Origin of the sequence: Coprococcus sp. AF16-5 (genome assembly GCF_003479365.1) — a bacterium.
Classification (GTDB): domain Bacteria; phylum Bacillota; class Clostridia; order Lachnospirales; family Lachnospiraceae; genus Coprococcus; species Coprococcus aceti.
Map to the genome: position 1 here is coordinate 155,088 of NZ_QUGZ01000004.1, position 25,829 is coordinate 180,916.

The 25,829-nt window shown below is 48.0% G+C and carries 23 protein-coding genes and 1 pseudogene; 4 read left to right on the forward strand and 20 right to left on the reverse strand.

The annotated features are described in order from the left end of the window. Nucleotides 1-20: 20 nt before the first annotated feature. The 3 genes and pseudogenes from DWW70_RS11425 to DWW70_RS11435 all read right to left on the reverse strand — a co-directional run. Nucleotides 21-995 (reverse strand): aldolase catalytic domain-containing protein, encoded by a 975-nt coding sequence (locus DWW70_RS11425; protein WP_015534020.1) that lies wholly within the window; start codon nucleotides 993-995, stop codon nucleotides 21-23. A 640-nt stretch (nucleotides 996-1,635) separates the two neighbouring features. Beyond that, nucleotides 1,636-2,607: a recombinase family protein gene (locus tag DWW70_RS11430; RefSeq protein WP_243017718.1), complete on the reverse strand. Its 972-nt coding sequence runs from the start codon at nucleotides 2,605-2,607 to the stop codon at nucleotides 1,636-1,638. 13 nt (nucleotides 2,608-2,620) lie between these two features. Beyond that, nucleotides 2,621-3,088 (reverse strand): annotated as a pseudogene (locus DWW70_RS11435) (DNA polymerase Y family protein); the annotation flags it as partial. 236 nt (nucleotides 3,089-3,324) lie between these two features. Here DWW70_RS11435 and DWW70_RS11440 point away from each other — a divergent pair. The 3 genes from DWW70_RS11440 to DWW70_RS14905 all read left to right on the forward strand — a co-directional run bounded on the left by DWW70_RS11440 (nucleotide 3,325) and on the right by DWW70_RS14905 (nucleotide 4,853). After that, nucleotides 3,325-4,059: a helix-turn-helix domain-containing protein gene (locus tag DWW70_RS11440; RefSeq protein WP_118649879.1), complete on the forward strand. Its 735-nt coding sequence runs from the start codon at nucleotides 3,325-3,327 to the stop codon at nucleotides 4,057-4,059. An 84-nt stretch (nucleotides 4,060-4,143) separates the two neighbouring features. Then, nucleotides 4,144-4,344, forward strand: a complete 201-nt coding sequence (locus DWW70_RS11445; RefSeq protein WP_004611564.1) for a helix-turn-helix transcriptional regulator — start codon at nucleotides 4,144-4,146, stop codon at nucleotides 4,342-4,344. Between the two features lie 302 nt (nucleotides 4,345-4,646). Beyond that, nucleotides 4,647-4,853: a hypothetical protein gene (locus DWW70_RS14905; protein WP_117781706.1), complete on the forward strand. Its 207-nt coding sequence runs from the start codon at nucleotides 4,647-4,649 to the stop codon at nucleotides 4,851-4,853. A gap of 1 nt (nucleotide 4,854) precedes the next feature. Here the strand turns inward: DWW70_RS14905 and DWW70_RS11455 are convergent, their stop codons facing one another. The 17 genes from DWW70_RS11455 to DWW70_RS11535 form a co-directional block, all read right to left on the reverse strand. Next, the gene (locus DWW70_RS11455) at nucleotides 4,855-8,667 is read right to left on the reverse strand and encodes an InlB B-repeat-containing protein (protein WP_118649880.1); all 3,813 of its coding nucleotides are present in this window, start codon (nucleotides 8,665-8,667) and stop codon (nucleotides 4,855-4,857) included. Next, nucleotides 8,664-9,017: a glycosyltransferase gene (locus DWW70_RS11460; protein ID WP_118649881.1), complete on the reverse strand. Its 354-nt coding sequence runs from the start codon at nucleotides 9,015-9,017 to the stop codon at nucleotides 8,664-8,666. The genes DWW70_RS11455 and DWW70_RS11460 overlap by 4 nt, the downstream gene beginning before the upstream one ends. A gap of 161 nt (nucleotides 9,018-9,178) precedes the next feature. Continuing rightward, complete coding sequence (locus DWW70_RS11465; RefSeq protein ID WP_243017719.1) at nucleotides 9,179-9,805, reverse strand: PrsW family glutamic-type intramembrane protease; 627 nt, start codon at nucleotides 9,803-9,805, stop codon at nucleotides 9,179-9,181. After that, on the reverse strand, nucleotides 9,802-10,428 hold the full coding sequence (locus tag DWW70_RS15235) for a histidine kinase (RefSeq protein ID WP_243017720.1): 627 nt from the start codon (nucleotides 10,426-10,428) through the stop codon (nucleotides 9,802-9,804). The genes DWW70_RS11465 and DWW70_RS15235 overlap by 4 nt, the downstream gene beginning before the upstream one ends. Then, nucleotides 10,415-10,777, reverse strand: coding sequence for a DUF4179 domain-containing protein (locus tag DWW70_RS11475; protein WP_118649882.1), 363 nt, complete (start codon nucleotides 10,775-10,777; stop codon nucleotides 10,415-10,417). Before DWW70_RS11475 ends, DWW70_RS15235 begins: the two co-directional genes overlap by 14 nt. After that, entirely contained in the window at nucleotides 10,764-11,312 is a 549-nt protein-coding gene (locus DWW70_RS11480; protein WP_243017721.1) for an RNA polymerase sigma factor, read from the reverse strand. The genes DWW70_RS11475 and DWW70_RS11480 overlap by 14 nt, the downstream gene beginning before the upstream one ends. A 48-nt stretch (nucleotides 11,313-11,360) precedes the next feature. Continuing rightward, complete coding sequence (locus tag DWW70_RS11485; RefSeq protein WP_158707401.1) at nucleotides 11,361-11,570, reverse strand: helix-turn-helix domain-containing protein; 210 nt, start codon at nucleotides 11,568-11,570, stop codon at nucleotides 11,361-11,363. Between the two features lie 111 nt (nucleotides 11,571-11,681). Beyond that, entirely contained in the window at nucleotides 11,682-12,104 is a 423-nt protein-coding gene (locus tag DWW70_RS11490) for a DUF6674 family protein (protein WP_118649884.1), read from the reverse strand. 58 nt (nucleotides 12,105-12,162) lie between these two features. Further along, nucleotides 12,163-12,342, reverse strand: coding sequence for a hypothetical protein (locus DWW70_RS11495; RefSeq protein ID WP_055238209.1), 180 nt, complete (start codon nucleotides 12,340-12,342; stop codon nucleotides 12,163-12,165). Nucleotides 12,343-12,668: 326 nt separating this feature from the next. Beyond that, nucleotides 12,669-14,087 (reverse strand): glycoside hydrolase family 1 protein, encoded by a 1,419-nt coding sequence (locus DWW70_RS11500; protein WP_118649885.1) that lies wholly within the window; start codon nucleotides 14,085-14,087, stop codon nucleotides 12,669-12,671. Between the two features lie 99 nt (nucleotides 14,088-14,186). Continuing rightward, complete coding sequence (locus tag DWW70_RS11505; RefSeq protein WP_118649886.1) at nucleotides 14,187-15,152, reverse strand: ROK family protein; 966 nt, start codon at nucleotides 15,150-15,152, stop codon at nucleotides 14,187-14,189. A 60-nt stretch (nucleotides 15,153-15,212) separates the two neighbouring features. Beyond that, nucleotides 15,213-16,700 (reverse strand): glycerol kinase GlpK, encoded by a 1,488-nt coding sequence (gene glpK, locus DWW70_RS11510; protein WP_022216921.1) that lies wholly within the window; start codon nucleotides 16,698-16,700, stop codon nucleotides 15,213-15,215. Between the two features lie 336 nt (nucleotides 16,701-17,036). Next, nucleotides 17,037-19,823, reverse strand: a complete 2,787-nt coding sequence (locus DWW70_RS11515) for a translation factor GTPase family protein (RefSeq protein WP_118649887.1) — start codon at nucleotides 19,821-19,823, stop codon at nucleotides 17,037-17,039. Nucleotides 19,824-19,923: 100 nt separating this feature from the next. Further along, the gene (locus tag DWW70_RS11520; RefSeq protein WP_147360148.1) at nucleotides 19,924-20,991 is read right to left on the reverse strand and encodes a lysylphosphatidylglycerol synthase transmembrane domain-containing protein; all 1,068 of its coding nucleotides are present in this window, start codon (nucleotides 20,989-20,991) and stop codon (nucleotides 19,924-19,926) included. A 149-nt stretch (nucleotides 20,992-21,140) separates the two neighbouring features. Beyond that, nucleotides 21,141-22,187: a Fic family protein gene (locus DWW70_RS11525; RefSeq protein WP_118649889.1), complete on the reverse strand. Its 1,047-nt coding sequence runs from the start codon at nucleotides 22,185-22,187 to the stop codon at nucleotides 21,141-21,143. A gap of 224 nt (nucleotides 22,188-22,411) precedes the next feature. Next, complete coding sequence (gene cysK / locus DWW70_RS11530; RefSeq protein ID WP_004851367.1) at nucleotides 22,412-23,341, reverse strand: cysteine synthase A; 930 nt, start codon at nucleotides 23,339-23,341, stop codon at nucleotides 22,412-22,414. A gap of 234 nt (nucleotides 23,342-23,575) precedes the next feature. Then, nucleotides 23,576-24,886, reverse strand: a complete 1,311-nt coding sequence (locus DWW70_RS11535) for an O-acetylhomoserine aminocarboxypropyltransferase/cysteine synthase family protein (RefSeq protein ID WP_022058096.1) — start codon at nucleotides 24,884-24,886, stop codon at nucleotides 23,576-23,578. 504 nt (nucleotides 24,887-25,390) lie between these two features. On the opposite strand from DWW70_RS11535, the gene DWW70_RS11540 reads away from it, so the two are divergent. Continuing rightward, the gene (locus tag DWW70_RS11540; protein WP_015534027.1) at nucleotides 25,391-25,825 is read left to right on the forward strand and encodes an RrF2 family transcriptional regulator; all 435 of its coding nucleotides are present in this window, start codon (nucleotides 25,391-25,393) and stop codon (nucleotides 25,823-25,825) included. Nucleotides 25,826-25,829 lie beyond the last annotated feature (4 nt).

Genomic DNA, 25,829 nt, shown 5'->3' on the forward strand with positions numbered 1-25,829 from the left:
GTTGTTCCACAATCCGCATGTTACTCTCTGTACATAAGGTAGCTGTACATATCTGCATAATCATGTCTCTCATTCTTGATGAAATCGATGGCTTCCCTTGGATGCTGATTCAGCATTCCGGTCAGCATGTATGGCACATCATAGCCCCATACTGCATCTCCCTTTGCCTTGAGCGGAACCATGTACTGCTCTATGAACTTCAAGATGTGGTACAGGTTGTACTTTGGATTTCTGAGGAATCCAAGAAGAAGCTCAAGCGCACAATTTCCTGCGCCCCTGCCCATACAGCTTACAGTTCCATCGAGCATGCTCGCACCACTCCTCATTGCCTCAACAGTGTTGGCATAGGCAAGCTTTAAGTTGTCGTGTGCATGTATTCCTATCTTCTTGCCATACTTCTCTCCAACTGCGACATATTTCTCCGCGAGTTTCTTGATCTGCTCAGGGTACAGTGAGCCGTAGCTGTCAACAATGTATATTCCATCTACATTGCTCTTACCAAGCAGCTCAAGGGCAAGATCGATATCCGACTCCTGATCCTTTGAAACTGCCATGATATTACATGTGGTCTCGTATCCCTTTGCATGTGCATCCTCAATCATCTCGATGGCTGCAGGCATGGTGTTGATGTATGTCGCCACCCTCACCAGATCGATAACACTGTCGGCTCTGTCGATGATATCCTTCTTGTAGTCGCATCTTCCGACATCAGCCATAACTGAAATTTTCAGATCTGTATTGTTCTCTCCAACGATGGCTCTTATATCCTCCTCGTTGCAGAACTTCCATTTGCCGAATTTGTTCACATCAAACATTTCCTTGGAGGCCTTATAGCCGAATTCCATATAATCAACCCCCGCCTTGATGTTCGCTTCATAGAGGGCTCTTATAAACTCGTCAGTAAAATAGAAATCGTTGACAAGTCCTCCATCTCTTATTGTTGCGTCAAGTACCTGAATGTCAGGTCTGTAGGTGATCAGATCTCCGCCTATCATAATAGTGTCCTCCTTCTTGTTTTTTTGTTTTGATTTTCTCTTTTTCTCTTTTGGTTTTTCTCTCTGATATTTCTGAGTCTATTTACTGCAAAGCTGTTTTCCAGTTTGATTCTATTTACTACACCTCTGTCTTCCAGTTTGTATCCTATAGATATTTCTCCTCAGTTTTCTCAATTTAAACTTACGTCACTTTAACGCGTTGGTGTATGTTAGTGGCTTTATTTAGTATAGCACATAAATAAATTAATGCAAGGACTTTATTTTATCTTTTATGCAAGTAAATCTACGTTTTAGCACAATTATATCGCAAATAAATAAAAAACAACCCAAAAGATACAATTTTCTGGAACTTTGTATCCTTTGGGCTATTTGGGTCGATTCTGGGATAATTTTTTTATCTTTTTCTTGTTTTCGCTGTCATCTGAGATAATCTGACTTGATCATGTTAATCCAAACAAATCTCAAGCAACTCTCACCCTGCTCGTGTCAACCCTAGACCAAAAAAAAATTGATTTTTTGTACCCTCAAATATCACTTTCCATTATACCTGCTATCGCAGTATATTGAAAGCAATACTTATGCCTGCAGAAGAAAGGAGTGCCATATTTTCTCGACACTCCAAACTCCATAAGCATCCATCTTACTTGAAAAATGGATCATCTGTATTCCATACAATCTCTATATTGTCCTCTCCATTGATAATCACTTTTTTGATTACCTTCTGGATTTTCTCTCTATCAAAAGATTCCATATTGATGATACTTTCTAACTGTGTCTCAAACTTACTAGAAGAATTATCTTCTGGCGGTATTTCTGTTTTAAGCTGTTCGATTTCCTGATGCAATTCATCAATCTGCTCCACCATCGCCTTTGAACGCTTGACATACTCTTCTCTTGTGAGCTTGTCATCCTTATAATCAGAATACAACATCATCTTTTTACTGCTGAGGCTCTTCACCTTCTTTTCAAGTGTTGCAATCTTTTCTTCCGGAGATACTTCTTTCGATTTACCAGCTTTCTTTATTCCTTTCTCATCCAGATAAGCTGTTGCATACATATTTACAATTTTCATGATTGCATCTTCAACCTTGGCAATTTCCACCCTGTTGTTTTTGCATGGAGAATTTTCCTCAATTCTTGACGAGTAACAAAGAAGAATGTCACCTTTTATCCTTTTGCTGGGTGCTAAAGCTCTGCCACACACACCACAATAATAAAACGGATTATAGTTTCTCTTACCACGCTTTAAACGAACACATTTTTTTGAATTAGCGTGTGCCATATCAAATAATTCCTGAGTAATAATGGGTTCATGGCAATTTTCTATCACCATCCATTCGTCTTTAGGAACATAGCTTGAAGTGTTATTGCTGCCTATCCTCTTCTTAGTTTTATTCCATATCAGTTTTCCAAGATAAACTTCATCGTTTAATATATCCCGGATAGAAGAAGTACTCCACAGACTTTTTACTTCAACTACATGAAAAAAGTTTCTGCTTCCTTTTCTCTTTTTATATGCAGATGGTGTATCAATACCCTGAGCATTTAGGTAATTTGCCACTTCCGTTTTACTTTTGCCCTGTGCGGTCAGTTCAAATATCAGCTTAACCACTTCTGCTGCTTCCGGAACCAAGCTTTGCAAATATCTTATTGAAAGAAACACCAACACTTACTGTGATGCCAAGCTCTGACTTCATTCTCCTGCTGATTTCCTGTGCGATAAGCAATCCATCTCCTTTAAGGGAACTGCTCCCTGTCACATCAAGCCAGCACTCATCAATTCCATACGGCTCCTGTCTGTCCGTATATTCTGCATATATCTCATGCGCCATTCTTGAAAACCGAAGATATAAGTCCATTCTTGGTGATACAAATGTTATGTCCGGACAGACCTGCTTTGCCTGCCAGAGTGCCATTTCTGTTTTCACACCGTACTTCTTGGCAATATAGTCAGCTGTTAAGACAATCCCATGTCTTGCCTCCGGGTCACCGCCTACTGCCAGTGGCTTTCCTGCAAGCTCAGGATGATGCAAATGTTCAATCGAAGCATAACAACAGTTGATATCTGAATGAAGTATTACCCTGTCTCCCATCTGCATCCCCTCCTGCATTTAATCTGTCATTACCATAACCTTTAGTCCAAGTATATGAGTAATGTTTCTTACAGGGCATAGTATACCCCCAAGAATAATCGACTATCAACGGACACATGTGTCCTTTTTTCTCATTATATTGGATTTTTAGTTTGAATAATTGGTACTGTTGCTATATACTATGGAGTGAAAAGAGACATTAGAAATCAACAAAATGAAAGAAAAGAGGCGTATGTATGTACTCAATCGGAGAAATCATTTCATCATATAGAAAAAAGAAAGGCTTGCTCCAGCAAGACCTCGCTGATGAACTGGCAAAGGAAGGCATTACCATTTCCTATAAAGCCATATCCAACTGGGAGAGAAATCTTGCTGAACCAAGCGTTACCATATTTTACAAAGTGTGTAGAATCCTTGGTATTACTAACATGTATGAAGCATATTTTGGAGTAAATCCTGCTGATCATTTTTCATCACTTACTGATGAAGGCAGGGAAAAAGCTATGGATTATATTAATCTGCTCCACGCATCCGGAATGTATGAAAAGCAGACTGCTAAGATAATTCCATTCCGAAGCATTGATATTTTTGAAAATGCTGTATCAGCCGGAACCGGTAACTTCCTTGTAGACGGACCGAAAGAGACTGTATGTATAGATGAATCTATCTTACCGGAAGATACTACTTTCGGTGTCCGTATTAGTGGTGACAGTATGGAACCTGAATTCCACGACGGTCAGATTGCATGGGTATTACAGCAGGAATCTGTTGCTAATGGAGAAATCGGCATCTTCGCTCTAAACGGAGAAGCCTATATTAAAAAATTGCAAAACGATACAGACGGAATCTTCCTTATCTCGCTTAATGAAAAGTATGCACCTATCAAGGTTAGTGAAAATGACCGCTTAGACATATTTGGAAAAGTTCTTGGAAAATCTGATGCTTCTGCTATTACAGGGCATTGCCGATAAAATTGCAAGTCCTTTTTATCGGACACATCATTTTGCATAATTGACAATAAGAAAATATCTATAGAACTGAAAGAAGGGATTTTTATGGCGGTTACCAATAATATCCGAGAAATCCGAGAACAGCGTGGCATTTACCAGGATGACCTTGCCGCTGCTATCGGATACAGCACCAAAACTGTCGGCAGGATAGAGCGTGGGGACAGCACCCCCTCCGCCGAGTTTATGCTTAGGATTTCAAAATACTTTAATATGCTGGTGGAAGATGTCTTCCATGTGGAAGATTGAGCTGGGTATTATGTCCAACTCATCTTCTCAGCTCTGCAAACTGAAATTGAACTAAATCGCTGTGCGATGGCCTGCGAAGGCTGTGGCACAGTTTTCTCTTTAACTTAAAAAGGCAGTAGATAATGAGCCCTAAAAGTAGTATTGTTAAATCACCACAAAATAACAATCGAACAGGTTCATCATTAACACTGCCATGAATAGAATAACACCAGAATCTCTTTTTCTCAAGAGGGTATCTTTAATACGTGAACCTCCATGATGGCAGTGACTCATTAACGTTACTAGTATCATGGAGGTTTATTATGTACGAAAAATATTTTAACAAGCTCAGAGAGGAATGCCTGATTCGTAACAGGTCCTCCCGAACTGCAGATACCTATATCAACAACATACGTCACTTTATGAAGTGGACAGGCTATAAATCAATGGAAGATTTCTTCTCCAGTCCAAGCGAAAGGGCGATGACGGCAATGTCCGTCACCGCCCTTTGCTCAAAGGTTCGCAGCTGATTTATTCAGCGTTTTCTTTCTTCTTTTTGCTGTAAACGATGATGCCGATCACTACGCCGCCGCTGACAAACAGCAGTGCGATCCAGAGGATCATATTGCTGTTGTCACCGGTCTGCGGAGAATCCGAATCGGTCGGCTTGCCCGGCTCAGTCGGTGTTCCGGTAGCCGGAATCTCAACTGCCGCCTTCTTGTAGCCGCAAACCCTGCACTCCTCATGCTTGGAGCCCTTTTGCGTTGCGGTCGCTTCCTTATCAACAACCCACTTGAAGTCGTGTGCCGCCTTATCGGCCTTATCTCCGCAAGAGCACTCATGCCAGTGGTTCGTAGCATCGTTCTTCCAGTCGGAGCCGTAGCTGTGAGTATGCTCACCGCCGCCGGTTGCCGGGATAGTTTCGGTTGCCATCGTATAACCGCAGACGGTGCATTTCTTATGCTTTGTGCCGCTTGTGGTAGCTGTTGCCGGGGTATCGATGATCCATTCGCCGGCGGTATGCGCTGCAGTATCTTTCTTATCGCCGCAGGAGCACTCATGCCAGTGGTTGTCGGCATCGTTCTTCCACTCGCTGCCATAGCTGTGAGTATGCTCACCGCCGCCGGTTGCCGAGATAGTTTCAGTTGCCATCGTATAACCGCAGACGGTGCATTCCTTATGCTTTGAGCCGCTTGTGGTAGCTGTTGCCGGAGTGTCGATAATCCATTCACCGGCGGTATGCGCCGCCTTGCTGCCCTCGATGATCACGCCGCAGCCGACAACGGTGCACTCTTTCCAGTGATCGGTATTATCGGACTTCCAGTCGGAAGCGCTATGACCTGTTGCCGCAAGGATTACGCTTGTCTTGTCGGTAATTTCGGATGCACCGGTTGCATCCTCAAACCACTTGTCACAGCCGTCGCAGGTGTAATATGCCGTGTTGCCTTTCTCCGTGCAAGTAGGAGCCTTTGCGGGAACGAGGGTCAGATTGTGCGTATGCGGTACGGTCTTGTCATATCCGCAGGTGTCGCAGATGTTATCGCTACCATAATCGTGAGCCGCCTCGTCCTTCTTTTCGTGGCAGCGAGAGCATTCTTTCCAATGATTGTCTGTGTCCTTGCTCCAATCGCTTGCCCATGCGTGCCCGAGCTGTGTACCTGCCGCTGTAAAGGTTTCTGTTGTGCTGATCTCTCCGCAGGAGCAGCTCTTGAAATATACTGCATCGTTGGTGCAGTCGGCAGCCGACTTGAGGGTTTCCGGCTTCTGAATTTCCTGATCGTAGGTATGGGTATGGGGAATTGTGTAGGTCGCTTTCACGCTGACTTCACTGTCAGGCATTATGAAAGTAGTGGTTTCACTGTTCGCATCTTCAAGAGTAGTGTTGCCGCTTTCTACTATCCACTTATCAAACACCTTACCGTCAGGAGCCGCATTTGCGGTCAGAGTAATGGTTGTGCCTTGCGCCGCTTTACTGATTTCGCTTCCTGCACCGATTGTCGCTTTGCCGTCCGTTACGATGATGGAATACTCTTTACTCTCCCAGATTGCATAGAAGGTAGTATCCGAGCTTACTTCATAGGTCGTGCCGGAAATAACCGAACCGTCGGCACTGGTTGACCAGCCCTTGAACTGCTTGCCTTCCGGTTCAGTAAAACCGCAGGCGGGCAGGGTGTAGCTGCCGGAAACGCCGGTGACATCTGCCATTGTGCCGCCGCCACCGTTGGCATTGAATCTGACGGTATGCTCGGTAGGGGCGGTAGGCGCGTCCTCCTCGAAGATAGCTTTGACCTCCACATTGCTGTCCGGCATGGTGAACTTGTTGTTGGTGATTACAAGCCCTGCCGGAGATACGACCTGCCACTCCTTGAAGCGGTAGTCCTCTTTGGGCGTTGCGGTCAGGGTGATTTCCGTACCAGCCACGGCCTTGTCAGGAGATGCGGAAGCCGTTCCGTTGCCGTCCGGGCTGATGACCTTCACGTGGTGCCACCTGTATGTTCTGACTGTCGCCGTAGTTTCGTTTCCCGCGTTGTCAGTCGCGACCACGGTATATTCCGCTCCCGCGTCATTGTTGCCGCCATCCGGCGCGGGGAGACGATAGGTGGGGCCGTCTTGCGGCTCGCCGTTGATGGTCACCGACTTGATGCCGGAGGACGTCTCTCCCGATGCAGCCGGGTCGCTCACGGTGAAGGTGTACGCGCCGGGATTTCCATCGATGGTATCCTCGACGGTGTAGCTCTCACCGTCATTCAAACCCTCCAGCACCGGCGCCTTCGTGTCCGTTCCCATCACATGGCCGCACACAGTGCAGAGCTGCTTCTGATTGCCCCAGTCGCCGGGAATGTGTTTGGCGTTTTGTTTGGACATTTCCGCAGCGGGGTCCCGCGCGCCGCATTTCACACAGGCCCAGATGTGGCAGCCGTCCCGGTCCGTCCAACCCAGTTCATGGCTGCATGTGCTTTCCTCGCAGCGCAGCTCCAGCTTGCTGATCACTCTGCCGTAATTGTAGGCATATGGCAGGCTCAACCGCTGCAGGTCCACGCGCCCATTTTCGTTGGGGATAAGAAGCTCCGTTGTGGTGCCCCAGTACTTCTTATACGGTTCCTGGTTGTGGCGCCACTGCCACCCTGTCGCGCTCAGCCACACGGACTTCCCGTCCGAGGCTCCGATTTTGATGTTCTCTTCTATAATCATTGCAAATTCCTGATCTTGCATCACTGCCATGTAGTACGCCCGGTTCGAGCCTCTTCCGACCGCGGATGCAGACAGCTCTGTATAACCGTAGTCCTGATAAAGCGGAAAGGCCAGCGCAGTCAGCGTTGTGTCCTTGATCAGAATGTTCCCGCTGTTGCCGTTCATGCCGCCGCCGATGCCCGCGCCCAAGTAGCCCTGCGCCCTCACCACGCCGCCAGTGATGGAAATGTCATAGCCCGAACCGCCTCTTCCGCCACCGATTCCTGCGCCGGCATAGTTACTCCAAGCTTCGACCGTTCCACCGGAAATCTCGATATGATGCGCATCTTCCGACTTGTTCTGTCCGTCTTGATCGCCGCTGCCTATTCCTGCTCCGCCTGACTCGCTGCCGGCATTCACCGTGCCGCCCTTGATATAAATAAAGCGTCCGGGGCCGCCCTGACCGCCACCGATCCCTGCGCCTTCCGAAACGGACCGCACCGTCAGCTTGCCGGAATACACATAAATCTGCTCGCCGACGCCGCCCTGACCGCCGCCGATACCCGCACCGTATACGCCGCTGGTCGCAAGAATCTCACCGCCATAGATATCCGTCGCCAGAGAGCCGAAATGAAGGTTCATGCCGTGTCCCTGCGAGAACTTCTTGATTCCGACCTTTGAGCCTCCGATGCCAGCGCCATACCTGCCGCCTTCACACGTGAGCTTTGTCCCCGTCTGCACCAGAACCCGGAGATAACCCTCGGTTTTGTTTTTCTGCAGTGCGGCGAAGTTCTCCGCGCCGATCAGCTCGCTGTCGTTGCCGATAAAGTACAGACAGGCAGAGGCACCGCCGTAAAGCTCGATGGCAGGGCCGTCCTCGGGTGCCTGAAGGCGGACACCGTCCAGAAAGATGTGCGGTGTATTGTTCTTGCCATCAATTTTGATCCGGTACTGAAAATACCAGTTCGGATCTGTGGAGCCCTTGATCAGATAGGTCTTGCTGTCCTTGATTTTCAATTCTTTGTTCTGCCCCGTAAGGTCCACTATCTTGTCAAACGTCGTTGGGACGGAAAGTTTGACATCCGGTAGCTCACCCGCAGCAAAGGCCGCTGTCGGCAGCAGTGTCAGCACCATGCAGCACACGAGCAGGATGCTGAGTATTCGTTTCTTCATTGGCTTTTCTCCTCCTGTTCTTGCGGGGCTGGTTTGTCCGCCCCGCCTTTTTTCTGGTTTTCCCTGTTTTTGAGCCGGAAACACAGCGCAGTGATCGCCGCCGCCGCGGCAAAGGAGACGACAGCCACCAGCACATAGCCGCCCGCGTCCTGCCGCAGCAGCATCGAGCCGAACACGCCCCATGCTTCCGGTTGCCCCGGCCCGACGACCGTGCCCGCTGTCTGCATCAGCGCCGCGCACAGCAGCATACACGCTGCGGAGAGACTTATTACCTCGCGCCGCTGCCTCCGGCGGTTGTTTTCCCGCACCCGCTGCTTGACGAATGCGACCCGTCTTGCGGTATCGTACATATCGTTTGAACCCCCTTTCCGGTTTGTCTGGAACTGTGATAAAAACCCTTTCACTTATATAGGTACAAAAAATCGAAAAAACTCTCACCCAAAACGCAAAATTTTTCAAAAAAATTTGAGAGCCGCCAAAAAGCAGCTCTCAAGGAGTGGATATTCGGTTATTACTTCCGCGATAATCGGAAAACAGACCATCTTCCCGCCGCCACCAGCAGCACCGGCAGGGCGTAGGCGATGTACTGCGCCGCGCCGCCGTGGGCGATGAGCAGATTGTAGATGGCGTGGAGGGTGATGGCCGCGCCCAGCAGCCCGCAGGTGCCCGCGATCTTCAGCCACGTCCGCCGCCATGTGTATGCAAGCCCGCCGCCCACGATCAGACCGCAGAGGACGTGCATGGCTCCCGTGCCGAAGCCCCGGAAGAAGATGAAGGAGAAGCGGTCCGCGCCGTTCTGGATGAGATAGCACACGTTTTCAAAGGTGGCGAAGCTCAGGGCGAGCGTGATGGCGGCGGGCTTAATTCTCTCGCTCTCCGGCTCAAACACCAGAAGATAGAACACCAGCGGCAGCAGCTTCATCATTTCCTCCACCACCGGCGCGATCTCCGCCGTGGCGGCAAGGGCGTCCGCCTGACACACCGCCGCGAGGAAGGTGTTGATATAGGCCGAAAGCAGGCACACCCCCATCCCGGCAATGCAGAACAGGAAGAAGCGGAGCTGCCGCCTGCCCATGCACAAAGCGGCCACCAGCAGGGGAGATACCATGCAGAGGAAGATGTTTTCGATGTAGGTCATGCGTCCACCGCCTTTCTCGTGGCGGGCAGCAACCCCAGAATCGCAAGCGTCAGCAGCATATCGCACCAGAAGGTGGGGCTGGCCGGTGAGGTATCCGGCCAGAAACAGCCCACCGTCCAGAGCAGATACTCCGCGAACGCAAAGCACAGCACGCCGATGTGGTAGTACCGCATATTCCGCGCCGTGCCTGTCTGCCCATTGGCGTAGACCAGTCCACGGATGGCGCAGAAGGAGAGCCAAATCATCATGCCGCACCAGATCAGGTTGGAGAGGATGTCCCCGAAGGTGCAGTAGAACGCCAGTAGCGGTACGCCGATCAGCGGCGAAAGCCATGCAGAGCGGCTGCGGAAGCTGCGCTCGTCCTGAGTGGTGAGCGTGGCCTGCAAAATGCGCAGGAAAATTACGCTGGCCACCCAGCCGAACTCCGACACATAAAAGACCCGCGGCGTGGTGTCGAACAGCAGCAGGTACAGCGTCCAGTAGAGCGCACCGAGGGCAAAGCAGCCGTAGAAGCACAGCAGCAGGAAATACGCCGGCCTGCGGCTTTTGCGGTAGGCGATACCCGAAAGCACCACGCCGACAAACGTGACCAGTAGTTGCAGCAGGTTCTCAATCAGCTCCATGCGCATCCTCGCTTTCCTTGTCCTGCCCGTCCTCACGGTTCATCTGACGCAGCCGGAAGCACAGAACGGTCACGCACACGCCGAGTAAAAAAGCCAGCAGCCCGATGACGATGTATCCCAAGGCAGCGCCGCCGTGAAAGATGCTTGCCGCCGTTTCAAAGCCGGAGTAGTCGCCTGTCTGGATGCTCGCGGCAATGCCGGGCATGGCGAGGGACGCGCCGATGAGCAACGCAAGGCACGCCGCCACGGCGGAAGCCATGGTGACCGTATTGCGCCGCCGCCGTTTCTCCCGCTCAATTTTGGCGATGCGCCGCTTTGTCTCCGCGACGCGCTCCTCATGACTCCGCATCTGTGATCCCCTCCCGTTCTAAGAGCCTTCGCAGGCTCTTTTTTCCGCGATACACCATGTTGGTGATCTGTTTTACTGTTTTTCCCGTGACCTCCGCCGCCTGCGCGTAGCTCATATCCTCAAAATAGGTGAGATAGAGGACTTCCCGATAGTCCGGGGTTATTTCGCTCATGCAGCAATGCAGGACGCGGTTGCGCTCCTCCGTCCGGATGACCTCCTCCGCCAGCAGCCGTCCGTCCGGCTCGCCGGTCAGCGTATCGAGGCTGAACAGGGGCTTCCGTTTGCTCTTATGGCGCAGCGCCATGTGCCGCGCCGCCTTATAGAGATACGCCTTGAAGCTGCCGTCCCGTATCTTCGGCTTTTTGGTGAACAGATAGGCGAAAACGTCCAGCATCAGCTCCTCCGCCTCGTGAACGTCGTGCAGATAGCCGTCGATATACAGGGTCAGGGGGTCGCCGTATTTTTTCATCAGGGCATTGAGCCCTTCGTCGTCGCCGTTCAGATATTGGCGGTACAAGCTCTCGTCGCAGGCCATAGCGTTCACCTCCTTTTTGCGGATGCTTCCCATGCAGAGGGGTATCCGTCAGGTGCTTGTCCTGCCGGAATCGCGGTGCTGTCCTTGAAAGCGCGGGTCGGACGGTTTCTCCGCATTTTCCGGGATCGCCCATGAACGCCCGAACCGGGACGCGCCGGGGATCCGCCCTTCGGCGCAGTATTGGTTGACCCGCCGCTCTGACACGCCCCAACGGTAAGACGCCTCCCGAATGGAGATATAGCCCTTGATCCCGTTCATACCGCACCTCCACATGGATAATACTCAACACGATACATTATATACGAATATCCGAATAAAAGCAAGCCCACACGGACGTTGGGACGCAGAATCTCTCCCACGTCCTCATATCTATCTGGCTTTATCTTCTCTTACCTTTGATACTTCCTTATGTGGCGCTTCCTGCTTCACCTCATCCGCACCTCTAGCCTCAAATGCATCTGCATTATACTGATACTCCTGTGGTTCAGCGACCATCGGCGAATATACAATCTCTGCTTCTACTCGCTCAGCTTCTGCCCTCTCCGGCTCTGTCTGTTCCTGTGCTTTCGCATTTTCCATATGCTTTTCCTTATCAAGCTGCACATTCATAGCCAGATTATCCAACTTATCAATCGAAGCGTCCAGATGAAGCTTCATTGATACAAGCATCTTTTTCACTGCTTTCATAGGTGCAAGCACTGCCTTTGTAACTCCTGTGACAAATACCTGAAAGATTGTTTTCATCATTGACCAACCATGATCAATGCCGATTACTTCTAACTTGTTATTCATGTTCCTTTCACTCCTTTTCTGTATTGTCTGCATTATTGTTTTGCAAAATTTCATATAATTACCCACACCCTTTCAAGTGCTCGGTTTTGTCAGATGCAGGAATATCATCAGACCTGCCATAAAAATGCTTTTTCATTAATTCCTCATACAGTTCATCACTCTCTGCCTTAACTTTCATAAGACAGTAGAGAACCACTGTACTAATAATGATTACGAACCAAATTAACACCTTGCCCATTCGACCACTCCTCTCAAATAAAAAGAGGACCAAACCAGCTGATGGAATATTCCATCTTAAATGCTAATTTAGTCCTCACTAAATGTTTTGATATAAAATTGTACCTAATCTAAGCGCACAGATTCACTCTCAGACTGATTGTGGACATCTGTGATACTGACTTGGATTTTCGGTTTTGATATAACAGCGCTGCCTTATCTACCGCTAAATTGGTATAAAAATAAGGACTAAATTAGGCATAACCCCTTGATTTTACTGGGTTTCATCTAACTTGGTCCTATTATAACTCAAACACCAGTCTCCCAGTGCTTTTACTCAACTACAAGCTAGCTCAGATCCTCGCCGTTGGTCTCGATGACCTTCTTGTACCAGTAGAAGGAATCCTTTCTGTATCTCGCAAGATCCTTCATGTCGAATTCATCTCTGTTGACATATATAAATCCGTATCTCTTGGTGATTCCCTCGTGAGTTGACACGAGGTCGATCGCTGACCATGGGCAGTAACCCATCATCTCTGCACCCTCGTCTGCTGCCAGCTTAATCTGCTCTATATGCTTTCTTAAGTACTCTATACGATAGTCGTCGTGTACCCTGCCGTCCTCTGTAAGCTTGTCATATGCGCCAAGACCATTTTCTGTCACAATCATAGGAAGGTGATATCTGCTGTACATCTCTCTTATAGTTGCCCTGAAGCCGTCAGGGTCTATCTCCCAGCCAAACTCTGTGCGGAGAAGATTTGGATTTGGATACGCCTTGTATACCCCCGGCTCAATACCGGCTGATTGCTGATCCTTTTTTTCTGAGTCCGTCACAGCAACCGGGCTGTCATCCCACTCAACCGTTGCAGTGTTATAATAATTGAAACCTATAAAATCAGGCTTTGCCTGCGCCATGATATCCATATCTCCAGCCTCAATAACAGGGATAGCGTCATGCTCTTCAAGGAACTTCCACACCAGGTCGTTGTATCTTCCATACACTGCCATATCAAGGTAAAGCCAGTTTCTTATCGCGTTGAAGTTCTGTGCTGCCAGGACATCCTTCGGCTTGCATGTGGCAGGATATACCAGTGAAATATTTGGTGCAGGACCAATCTTTGCACCAGGACACATCTCATGGAGAAGCTTCATGGCCTTTGCCTGGGCAAGGAGCATGTGGTGATTCTCCTGATAAAGCTTCTTGTATTTATTTGTCACGCCCTCCATGTTGCAGGTTCCAATCACGTCACCCACAAGTGTGAGCAAGTTCTGCTCATTGATAGTCAGCCAGTACTTTACTCTGTCGCCATAATTTGTGTAGAGAAGCTTTGCAAATTCAACAAACTCGTCAACACTCTCTCTTCTCGACCATCCGCCTTTCTTCTCCAGTGCTGCTGGAAGATCAAAATGGAACATTGTGACAAGAGGTTCGATTCCATACTTAAGGCACTCATTTATCACATTGTTGTAGAAGTCAATTCCCTCCTGGTTGACTCTGCCGGTTCCCTCTGGGAGGACTCTGCTCCACGCGATGGAGAATCTGAATGTCCTGAATCCCATCTCAGCCATGAGGGCTATATCCTCTGCATATCTATGGTAAAAATCAGCGCACACGTCCAGCTCACTTGTTCCCGCTGGAACTGTCTTGATGTCCTGCACACTCGGGCCCTTGCCGTGTGACAGATTGGCGCCCTCAACCTGATATGCGCTTGTTGATGCTCCCCAGAGAAAATTCTCCGAGAGTCCATGTTTCTTTGTGATTATCATAATTTTCCCTCCATAGATTTACATTTTCAGTAGTATTTATAAAAGAGATGAACCATCTGTTCCAGTTCATCCCCACCTTACGTTTGTTTTATTGCGATTTTATTTCACACCCTCATACTTCTGCTTATAGTTGTAAAGCGCGCCAAGAAGATTCGAATCATTGCGGAACTTGCATGTGTCGATAACCATGCCATCATAGGTCTTTGTAATCTTTCTTATCTTGTCCACATACTTCTTAACCCCCGGAACAAAGTTCGGGTTGGCACTCATTCCGCCTCCAATAAGTATGACATCCGGATCTATCGTCATGTACAGGTTACAGCAGAGCTTTGCTATGGAGAAGTATGAATCCTCAACCATATCTACGATCTCCTGATTGCCCTCATCTATCCACTGATATACCATCTCACCGGTCACCTCCTCAGGCTTCATATGCATGATCTTGGATGCCTTGTATGTAATGGAACTTGCAGTACATGTTGAGGTTACCATGAACGGGTTATATTCAAATGTCTCCTCAACAGTCAGCTCTTCACAGCATCTGACATCATCAGCTTCTTCCCTTGTCATGTTCATGAGGGCATATGACAATTCACCTGCCAGAAGTCTCTTGCCTCTGTGGATCTTTCTGTCAATGATTATTCCACCGCCGATTCCTGTACCCACGACAACGACTGCTGCATTTGCAGCCGCGCTGGCATTGCCCAGCCACACCTCTGCGAGAGCCGCACATTTGCCATCGTTCTCGAGGGCTACAGGCACACCGCCGCATGCCTCTGATATGAGATCACCAAGATGTGCACCATCAAGATACTTGATCCCGCCACCGCCGTACACTATGCCGCGCTCAACATCTATCTGTCCAGGAAGACCCATGGCAATTCCTGTTATGTCACAGTCCAGTACCTTCTCGTCACACACCTTCTTGATCTGCGCCACAAATGCCGGAGTTCCAGCCTCGGCATATCTGTCGGTTGGCGTCTTACCCTTTCCCGATATATTGCCCTCATCGTCCATTAACGCATACTTTATAAATGTTGCCCCTACATCAAATACTAAATACATAAGTCCCTCCTACTTTTCTCATTACCCATTGTTTTTTTCTTTCTATATATATTTTTATATTCACCTTGTCACTCTCGTTCTCTCCACAGCATCCTTCCAGCCTGCAAGGAGCGTCTCCCTCTTATCCTCAGTTATCCCCGGCTTAAATCTTCTGTCGGCCTTCCAGTAACCCTTGATCTCATCCAGACTATCATAGTAGCCAACCGCAAGTCCAGCCAGATATGCAGCTCCCAGAGCTGTTGTCTCCGTGATCACAGGCCGCACAATCTCGGCATTCTCTATATCTGCCTGGAACTGCATCAGGAAGTCATTGGCACTTGCACCGCCGTCCACTCGAAGGCTTGTGATTGAAAGTCCTGCATCCATCTCCATAGCCGCAAGAACATCCGATGTCTCATATGCCAGCGATTCGACTGTCGCCCTGACAAAGTGCGCCTTATTTGTTCCCCTTGTAAGGCCGAACACTGCCCCTCTGGCGTACGCATCCCAGTAAGGAGCGCCAAGTCCCGTAAATGCAGGTACCACATATACACCATTACTGTCCGGCACAGACAGAGCAATGCGCTCAGTGTCCGCTGCATTGTCTATGAGCTTCATCTCATCCCTGAGCCACTTGATGGCTGCTCCAGCCACAAACACACTTCCCTCAAGCGCATAGCTGACTTTTCCGTCAAGTCCTATGGCTATGGTGGTGAGAAGTCCCTGCTGCGAGTCAACTGCCTTATCCCCCGTATTCATGAGGAGGAAACAACCTGTTCCGTAGGTGTTCTTCACATCACCGGCCTCAAAGCAGCACTGTCCGAACAGCGCGGCCTGCTGATCTCCGGCAACTCCCGCTATAGGCACCTCACCGCCAAATATCTCTCTGTCCGTGTATCCGTATATCTCACTGGAATTTCTCACTGCCGGAAGCATGCTCTCCGGGATGTTGAACTTTGCAAGCAATTCCCTGTCCCACTCCAGTGTATGAATGTTGAATAGCATAGTACGCGATGCGTTCGTGTAGTCCGTTGCATGGACTCTTCCGCCTGTGAGCTTGTATATAAGCCATGTGTCAACAGTTCCGAACATCAGCTCCCCTGCCTCTGCGCGTTCCCTGGCTCCCGGCACATTGTCAAGTATCCACTCTATCTTCGTTGCAGAGAAATACGGATCTACTATCAGTCCCGTTTTCTCTCTTATCACCTTGTCATATCCTTCAGCCTTAAGCTGCTCTATCCTGTCCGCAGTTCTCCTGCACTGCCACACTATGGCATGATACACCGGATTGCCGGTCTTTCGATCCCACACTATGGTTGTCTCTCTCTGGTTGGTGATTCCTATGGCGGCTATGTCCTCGGTGCGGATTCCCATGGTCTCCCTCGCCTCCATCATCACCGACATCTGGGTTGCCCATATCTCCATTGGGTCATGCTCCACCCAGCCGTTATTCGGGAAATGCTGGGTGAACTCCTTCTGCTTCACCGAACATATCCTGCCTTCCTTATCAAATATTATCGCCCTTGAGCTGGTCGTTCCCTGATCCAGCGCCATTATATAATCTGCCAAATTGCCCTCCTATTAACACGGACGCTCGGTTCTAGTGTTTTGCAACCAAACTGATGGGTATGCCTTCTCAGGGGACGCTCCCGCTCGTTTCGCCCTGCAGCGGTACTAAGATGCTGCTTAGCGCACCATCTAAGGACCGGCGGGCTCAAATGCCCCTGCGAAGGCATACCCATCAGCTTGGTTTATATACACTGTTAAGCCTCGCTGTTCTCCGTAATTATGTATGGTTCGTCGGGCATTTTTGCCCTGACAAACCTTTTTTCCTTCTTTCTTTTAAGTATCTATCAAATAAGCCAGAATCAAATAGTTCAGCTTAATTGTTTTGATCAAATTTTCTCAATCGTTTTTCAGATAGTTCTCTCTCAAATGTTCGTTCACCCTCTCAACCTCTGCCTTGAAGTCCCGTGAGGACATGCGGATCGCGCCCTGTCCCATGGTGACTATCTGCTCCAGTCCGTCCGATGTGACCACAGTGACCTTGTGCTTTCTCGCAAGCTCATGTGTGAGCTTTTCTATATGCGCATCCGCGGTCTCACCCTCCTTGGTGTACACCACCTCTATATCATCATAAGGGAATCTCTCGCCCTTGTTGTCCTTCACCTTGTAGCCGTCAAATACCACTATTAACTTACAGTTCATATATCCCTGATAGTTTGACAGTATGTCCATGAGCTTACCTCTGGCGGAGTCTATGTTGTGCTCCGACAGTTCCCGAAGTGTATCCCACGCAAATATGACGTTGTAGCCATCCACTATGACATAGTCCTCGCCACTCTTTCTGCGCTTGAATGCTCCAGGCGTGGCTATACCTCTATCAGCGGGTCTGCTGCCCACAAACGGTCCATTTCCGGGCTGCCTGTCTCTCGACTGACTTCTATTGTACCGTGCACCGCCTCGATATTCAGACTGGACCGAGGTCCCTGCGGCACCAGCAGACATACCGTTTCCGGCTGTGCCATCACTTCCTCTGCCGGAAGTTCCATTTACCTTATATTCAGATGTAGTTCTCCTGAATCTTCCGTTCAGTGCCACATCCTTATCCTTGTAATCTCCGCCAAATGTCCTTGCAAATATCTCGCTGAGTTCCTCGTCCGTGATAGACATATCCGACACGCTCTTTCCCGGCCTGTTCACAGGAATATCCGTAACATCACCATCCTCTGTATACCCCAGCTGACCTGAGATCTCAAATCCCGGATCCTCCTTCACATGCATGTTCTCATACACATCGTACCAGTCAACCAGATAACCTGCACCGTGAGCGCAGAATACCGATGATGATGGATTAAACCTGTCAAGCTCAGGATCATAATGTCTCTCAGCCAGAACCTCTTCGGTGTTGTGGCACGGCTGATAGCCGTCTATATCCACCTGAAGCCTGCCTGTACCTCTGGAAAATGCTGTGAGTTCACTGTAATACTCTCTCATGGTATATACCGGGGCATGTCCTGTGATGACTGTCGTCTCACCGGATATCTCCTGACCATCCATAGTTCCGCTCATCTTCACTATGTCTGCAAGAACCCTTCCGGCATACTCCTGTGGTACCTCTATTTTAAATGCATACACAGGTTCCAGCAAGACACTTTCCGCCATCATAAGGCCCTGTCTCACCGCCCTGTATGTCGCCTGTCTGAAATCTCCACCCTCAGTGTGCTTCTGATGTGCGCGCCCCGCAGTGATGCTTATCTTCATATCCGTGATCGGGGATCCCGTAAGCACTCCCCTGAACTCACGCTCCTGAAGATGGGTGAGTATCAGTCTCTGCCAGTTCTTATCCAGTACATCCTCGCTGCAAATGCTGTCAAAGCACATTCCACTTCCATTCTCCATAGGTTCAAGCAACAAATGTACCTCTGCGTAGTGCCTGAGCGGTTCAAAATGTCCTACACCCATGACTGGAGCCGCGATCGTCTCCTTGTATGATATCCTGCCCTGTCCGTATGTGATGGCAATTCCAAACCTGTCTCTTACCATCTGAGCCACTACCTCAAGCTGTACCTGCCCCATGACCTTGATGTATATCTCTCCTGCGGTCTCATTCCACTGCACCTGGAGCTGGGGATCCTCTTCCTCAAGCAGTCTGAGCTTTGACACCATCGTGACCGCATCCACATCAGTCGGGTACATGACATTATAGCTGAGAACCGGCTCCAGACTTGGAAGCTCTCCATCCGGGCAGGCACCGATCCCCTGTCTGCCGTAGGTATTCACCAGTCCCGGAACAGCACATACACAGCCCGCAGTGACATGATCCACCATGTCATACTTTGCACCGGAGTATACCCTTATCTGGTTGACCTTCTCATGGCTATCCTCCCCCTGACTGTTTCTGAGCGTCAGCACATCCTTGAGCTTCAACACTCCTCCAGTGACCTTCATGTAGGTAAGTCTCTCGCCCTTATCGTCACGTCCTATCTTGAACACTCTGGCGCCAAATTCTTCCCCGCGCACAGGTTCCACTACATATCTGTTCATGCCGTCAAGAAGCTCTGACACGCCCTCATTCTTGAGTGCAGAGCCAAAGTAACATGGGAACAGCTTTCTGCCCGCAATGGCATTTACCACGTCCTGTTCATCATTTGCCCCAGTCTCAAGGAAATGTTCAAGCATGGCCTCATCGCACATGGCGATCTGCTCTCCTGAATCTTCACATAAAAAATCGACACAGCCATCACTCAGTCTGTGTCTGATATTGTCCATGAGATACACCCTGTCATACCCCGTCATGTCCATCTTATTTACAAATATAAATACAGGAATCTCATATCTCTCAAGCAGTTTCCACAGAGTCTCCGTGTGGCTCTGAACACCGTCCATACCATTGATGACCAGAACTGCATAATCGAGGACCTGAAGAGTCCTCTCCATCTCCGTTCCGAAATCCACATGTCCTGGAGTGTCAAGCAGTGCTATATGCATATCACCAAAGTTAAGCTCCGCCTGCTTGGAAAATATCGTGATTCCCCTGTCCTTTTCCTGACTGTCTGTATCAAGGTATGTATCCTGATGATCCACACGTCCAAGCTTTCTGATACGTCCAGTCTGGTATAGCATCGCCTCGGAGAGTGTGGTCTTGCCTGAATCAACGTGGGCCAATATGCCCGCGACTATGTTCTTCATATGTATCTTTTCCCTTCACCTGCCGATATATATCACCTGCCACGCATCTTGCTAACCATTGATATATATCGGTTCTTTATAAACTCATTTAACGGTTCAGCTATGAGTCTGTATCCGCCATGCTATCGCCATCCGGGATTCCCTGTTTTTCATTCTGCGCCGCCTTATATCGCTTGAACCTCTTGAAGAATATGGCTGTAAATGCACCTATGATAAAAGGGAACATGAATGTGGCAAATCTGTAGAGAAGTGCCATGGCTCCGGCTGCAGCAGAACCAACAAGTCCCGAATAGATTGCTGTCATAACAAGCTCACTTGATCCGATTCCTCCCGGCATAGGAATGACTGCCGCCAGCATGACACTCATGGCTGTTATACCTATTGACGTGACAATATTCATATCACACAGGTTGTGACACACTATATAAGGTATGGCAAACCAGCACGCGAACTTGCATATATCAAGCAGCATGACTACCACTATAAGCCACGGTTTCTTAAGTACAACCCTGGTGGCATCCTCCATCATAGCTGTCTGCTCACTTAAACTGTCAATCTGCTTTGTAAATCGTCCTTTAAACAAAGCATCAGCTTTTTCAAGAAGCCATCTGAGGAATCTGTGAAACGGCGGCCAGCACGCAAAGAGCACTATCGCCATCGTTATGAGTATGGTCGCTATAACGCCGAGGACAACATATGAACTGTATTTGCCAAATACTCCAAGCATATATTCTCTGTTCGCAAGAAACAATGCCACCGCCATAACACATATGGTCATCTTGTGTATCGCATAATCAATAGAGTACAGACCAAGCGCTTTCGACGGCTGTATTCTGCAGTGTTTCATGAACAATGTGGATGCCACTATGGTACCGCTCCCAAGCGTTGACACCCTGTAAAATGACACAAAATACGTCATAATATTTGCATCGAAAAATGTCATATTGTTCTCCACCTGTCGCATGAGGATAAACGTTATGCAGCTCTCTATCACTCCGTATAAAAGTGTCGCTCCGAGAATAGCTGCCACGACCACAGGACTTGTCTTTACAAGCTGCGACATTATAGGGCCTGCCATGTCACGGAACACATATATGATAAGTCCGACCAGCACCAGCACACACAACCATTTTATAAGTGTTTTCTGTCTATCTGATAGTTTTTTCATAGTCTTATATCCCTTTTCCCCTAATATCAATTCATTCAGATCAGTCTTATCCCAATCTGCCCACCATCTCAAATGCACCGGCAATTAGCGGCTGATCTCATGTTTCGTACAATAGATTAACAAGCTAATGGAAAAAATACAAGCATATGTTATTTCATTCTGACATAATAGGTAGACTTGCCTGTACCGCCTCTGCCTATATCGCCCTCTTTTACGAGTTTTCTGAGTGCTCCCTCTACCGAACTGATGCTGAGAGTCGGACAAAGTTCCATTATATCCTGCTTTGTAAACTTTCCTATTTTCAGCAGTATTGCTTTTCTTACCATCTCAATTGCAGGTAATTTTTCCTCTACGATTTCAAAGCGCTCCTCAAAATCCTTATAAGCAGCAAGTATCGTTCCAAGGAGATACTTTATAAACGGAATTACATCCTCCGTGCCCTCATGCCAGCCTGCCTGCGCTTTTCCAAGTGACTCATAATATAACTCCTTATTTCCTGCGATCTTAGCCTCAAGGGAAATATACTTTCCTACATAGAATCCACTTCTATATAGCAGAAGCGTTGTGAGCAGTCTGCTCATTCTGCCATTGCCATCATTAAACGGGTGTATGCACAGAAAATCATGTATGAAAACAGGAATGACGATCAGCGGCTCCACCTCGAAATTACCGATCACCCTGTTGTATTCTCCACATATCCTGTCCAGCGCTTCCGGTGTCTCAAATGGAGCCATCGGCGTGAACAGGACTTCCGTTTGCCCATCAGGATAAGTTACGCTGATATAATTCTGCACAGTCTTTGTTCTTCCTGCAAATGGGTTATTCATATGACTGTACAACATCTTATGCAGCTGAAGTATATAATTCCGAGTTATAGGTATTGCATCAAAGCTTTCATGTATAACCCCCAGCACATCCCTGTAACCTGCTATCTCTTCCTCGGCTCTGTTCTTCGGTGTGGTCTTCTCCTCAACCAACTGCTTTATTCTTGTATTTGTTGTGACTATACCCTCTATGGCATTGGACGCCTCCGTGCTCTGGATCTTTGCTATCTCAACAAGCTTATCCAGTTCATCCGGACGCTGTCTTAAATACAGTTCCTGTTTACCTGCATATCTATATATTGCAGCTATGAGTCCAAGCACTTCAGAATCCCATTTTTCTTCTTTTATTTTACTGTAATTAAAAGTTCTCATTCCCTTAATTTGCTCCTTTTCCCTTAAATATTAGCACATTTTAAGGGAAAGTCAACCCAATTAAGGGCATTTCCCCTCAAAGTTCTATCAGTTTTAAGGTTATCCAATTGTATACTATTTATGCAGCTAATTAAGGGTACTTTCAAAAAAAGCCACCACATCAAAACACGATGTGGTGGCTTTTTCATATAAATTCTATATCACAGCAATTACTTTATATCCATTTAGCCGAATAACGGAGTTGAGTAATATCTGTCTCCACTGTCTGGAAGAAGTACTACGATATTCTTGCCTGCATACTCAGGGCGCTCTGCGATCTGCTTTGCTGCAAAGTAAGCTGCACCTGATGAGATTCCTACGAGGATTCCCTCTGCTGATGCGATCTCCTTTGCTGCTGCAAATGCGTCATCATTCTCAACGGCGATGATCTCGTCATATACCTTTGTGTTAAGTGTGTCAGGAACAAATCCTGCACCGATTCCCTGTATCTTGTGTGCTCCTGAAACGCCCTTTGAGAGAACTGGTGATGTGGCAGGCTCAACGGCGATGACCTTTACATCTGGATTCTTCTCCTTCAGATACTCGCCAACGCCTGTGATAGTTCCACCTGTTCCGATACCGGCTACAAATACATCTACCTTGCCGTCTGTATCCTCCCAGATCTCAGGACCAGTTGTGAGTCTGTGTGCCTTTGGATTGGATGGATTTACGAACTGGCCAGCTACAAAGCTGCCAGGGATCTCCTTTGAAAGCTCATCAGCCTTTGCGATGGCTCCCTTCATTCCCTTTGTTCCGTCTGTGAGAACTATCTCAGCACCGTATGCTTTGATGATGTTACGTCTCTCAACGCTCATGGTCTCAGGCATAACGATGATCGCCTTGTAACCCTTGGCTGTTGCTATGGATGCAAGACCGATACCTGTGTTACCTGATGTAGGCTCGATGATAGTTGCACCCGGCTTGAGTGTTCCATCCTTCTCAGCATCCTCGATCATCTGGAATGCGATTCTGTCCTTTACACTTCCTGCTGGGTTGAAATACTCAAGCTTTGCAAGGATATTTGCCTTGAGATCATTCTTCTTCTCTATGTTTGAAAGCTCCAGAAGTGGAGTCTTACCTATAAGTTCTGCTGCACTCTTATAAATATTGCTCATTGTATAAAACCTCTCTTTCTAACTGCAAAATTTTAATATATGATTTGCGGTGCGAAAACCAAGTATATCTGTCGCAAGCAGTAACCAATACCACTTGCAGGACATTTGAGGCCACCGGTACTCAGCGATACGAAGTGAGTGCTAGTACCGCTGTAGGCCGAAACGAGTGGAAACGTTCCTGCAACGTGGTATTGTCTATCTGCTGCGACATTCACAAGCCGCACCGCAAATATATTACTCCTGAATTGCCTTGAATGCCTCGTCAAGATCCTCGATGATATCGTCTATGTTCTCAGTACCGATTGAAAGTCTGATCGTGTTCTGCTTGATTCCCTGATCGATAAGCTCAGCCTCATTCAGCTCTGAGTGAGTTGTTGATGCCGGGTGGATAGCCAGTGACTTAACATCAGCGACATTTGCAAGAAGTGAGAATATCTCCAGATTGTCAATGAACTTCTTGGCTGTCTCTGCGTCACCCTTGATCTCAAATGTGAAGATTGAACCACCACCGTTAGGGAAGTACTTCTTGTACAGTCTCTGCTGCTCAGGATCTGTTGAAACTGAAGGATGGTTTACCTTCTCAACAAGTGGATGATTGTTCAGGTACTCAACTACCTTGAGTGCATTTGATACATGTCTCTCAACACGGAGTGACAGTGTCTCAAGTCCCTGAAGAAATATCCATGAGTGTATTGGTGAGATCGTAGCACCTGTGTCACGGAGGAGGATAGCTCTGATCCTTGTGACAAATGCTGCAGGACCTGCTGCGTCTACAAAGCTTACGCCGTGGTAGCTCTCATTTGGCTCAGTGAGCTGTGGGAACTTGCCTGATGCCTTCCAGTCGAAGTTACCGCTGTCGATGATAACGCCACCGATAGTTGTTCCGTGTCCACCGATAAACTTTGTCGCTGAGTGAACTACAATGTCCGCACCGTACTCGATAGGTCTTACAAGGTATGGTGTTGCAAATGTGCTGTCGATAACAAGCGGAATCTTGTGTGCGTGAGCGATCTTTGCTATTGTCTCGATATCTGAAACCTCTGAGTTAGGATTTCCAAGAACCTCGATGTAGAGGGCCTTTGTGTTTTCCTGGATTGCATCCTCAAATGCCTGTGGATCAAGTGGATCAACGAATGTTGTATCTACATTGTAATCCTTGAGTGTATGTGCAAGGAGGTTGTATGTTCCGCCGTAGATATTCTTTGCTGCTACGATATGGTCTCCTGCAAGTGCAAGGTTCTGAATTGTATATGTAACTGCCGCTGCACCTGAGCCAACTGCCAATGCTGCAACGCCACCCTCGAGGGCTGCGATTCTTCTCTCAAATACATCCTCTGTTGGATTTGTAAGTCTTCCGTAGATGTTGCCGGCATCCTTGAGTGCAAATCTGTCAGCAGCATGCTGTGAGTTGTGGAATACGAATGATGATGTCTGGTAGATTGGTACCGCTCTTGCATCTGTAACCGGGTCTGCTGTCTCCTGTCCTACGTGTAACTGTAATGTCTCAAACTTTAAATTTCTCTCTGCTCTTGTCTTCTTTGCCATGATCTTATTCTCCTTAAATTCAAATATTTTATCTGTCATGCGCACCTGCCCATTCATCTTGTCATGTATATGAGCTCATGTGGCATTATACTCTTCTTTATTATTCTCTGTCTATTATGTATGATCTGTTATTTATATCTGTGTCATGATTATTTGTTCTGTGTTTGATTTAACAGCAGCAACACATGACTTCTATGAAACACATTCGTCTGTCTTCGTTAAGGTACTGTGGTTTAAATGTCCTTCCCAGCATATCAACACCTCTTTCTCGATTTTCGTCTTTGAACTTTGACTTGATCGTATCATTTCTGTGATTATTTTTACTTTTCACATAATTCCTACTCGGAAACTATGAATTAAGCATAGCTGTATATTACAGCCTAATTCCCACTTTGTCAATAGGTTTTTTATGAATTATCTTGATTGTTTTTTTTCAGATGTTATAATAGACATGTAAATGATGTGAAATCATCAGTAAATACAAGCATTTGGGAGGTTTATATTATGAAAGTATCCACAAAAGGGCGTTACGCTCTGCGTTTTCTTATAAATATAGCATCGAGGACAGACGGCAAGCCAGTGAGCATCAAGGATGTTGCCGCACAGGAGGAAATATCCGAGAAATACCTTGAGCAGATCACTTCTGTGCTGAACTCCGGCGGGCTGGTGAAGAGCACCAGAGGACCGCAGGGAGGCTATCTTCTAAGGAAAGCACCGGAGGACATAACTGTTGGAATGGTTTTAAGGCTCACTGAGGGCGGCATATCTCCTGTTGCGTGCCTTGATGCAGATGAATTCCAGTGCGAACGCGAGGCAAGATGCTCCACCATAGGTCTCTGGCGCAGACTGGACAAAGCGATCCGGGACGTGGTAGACACCACCACCATCGCTGACCTTGTGGCAGAAAGACCTGAGGCGGCAGATAACTATTGCATTTAAATCA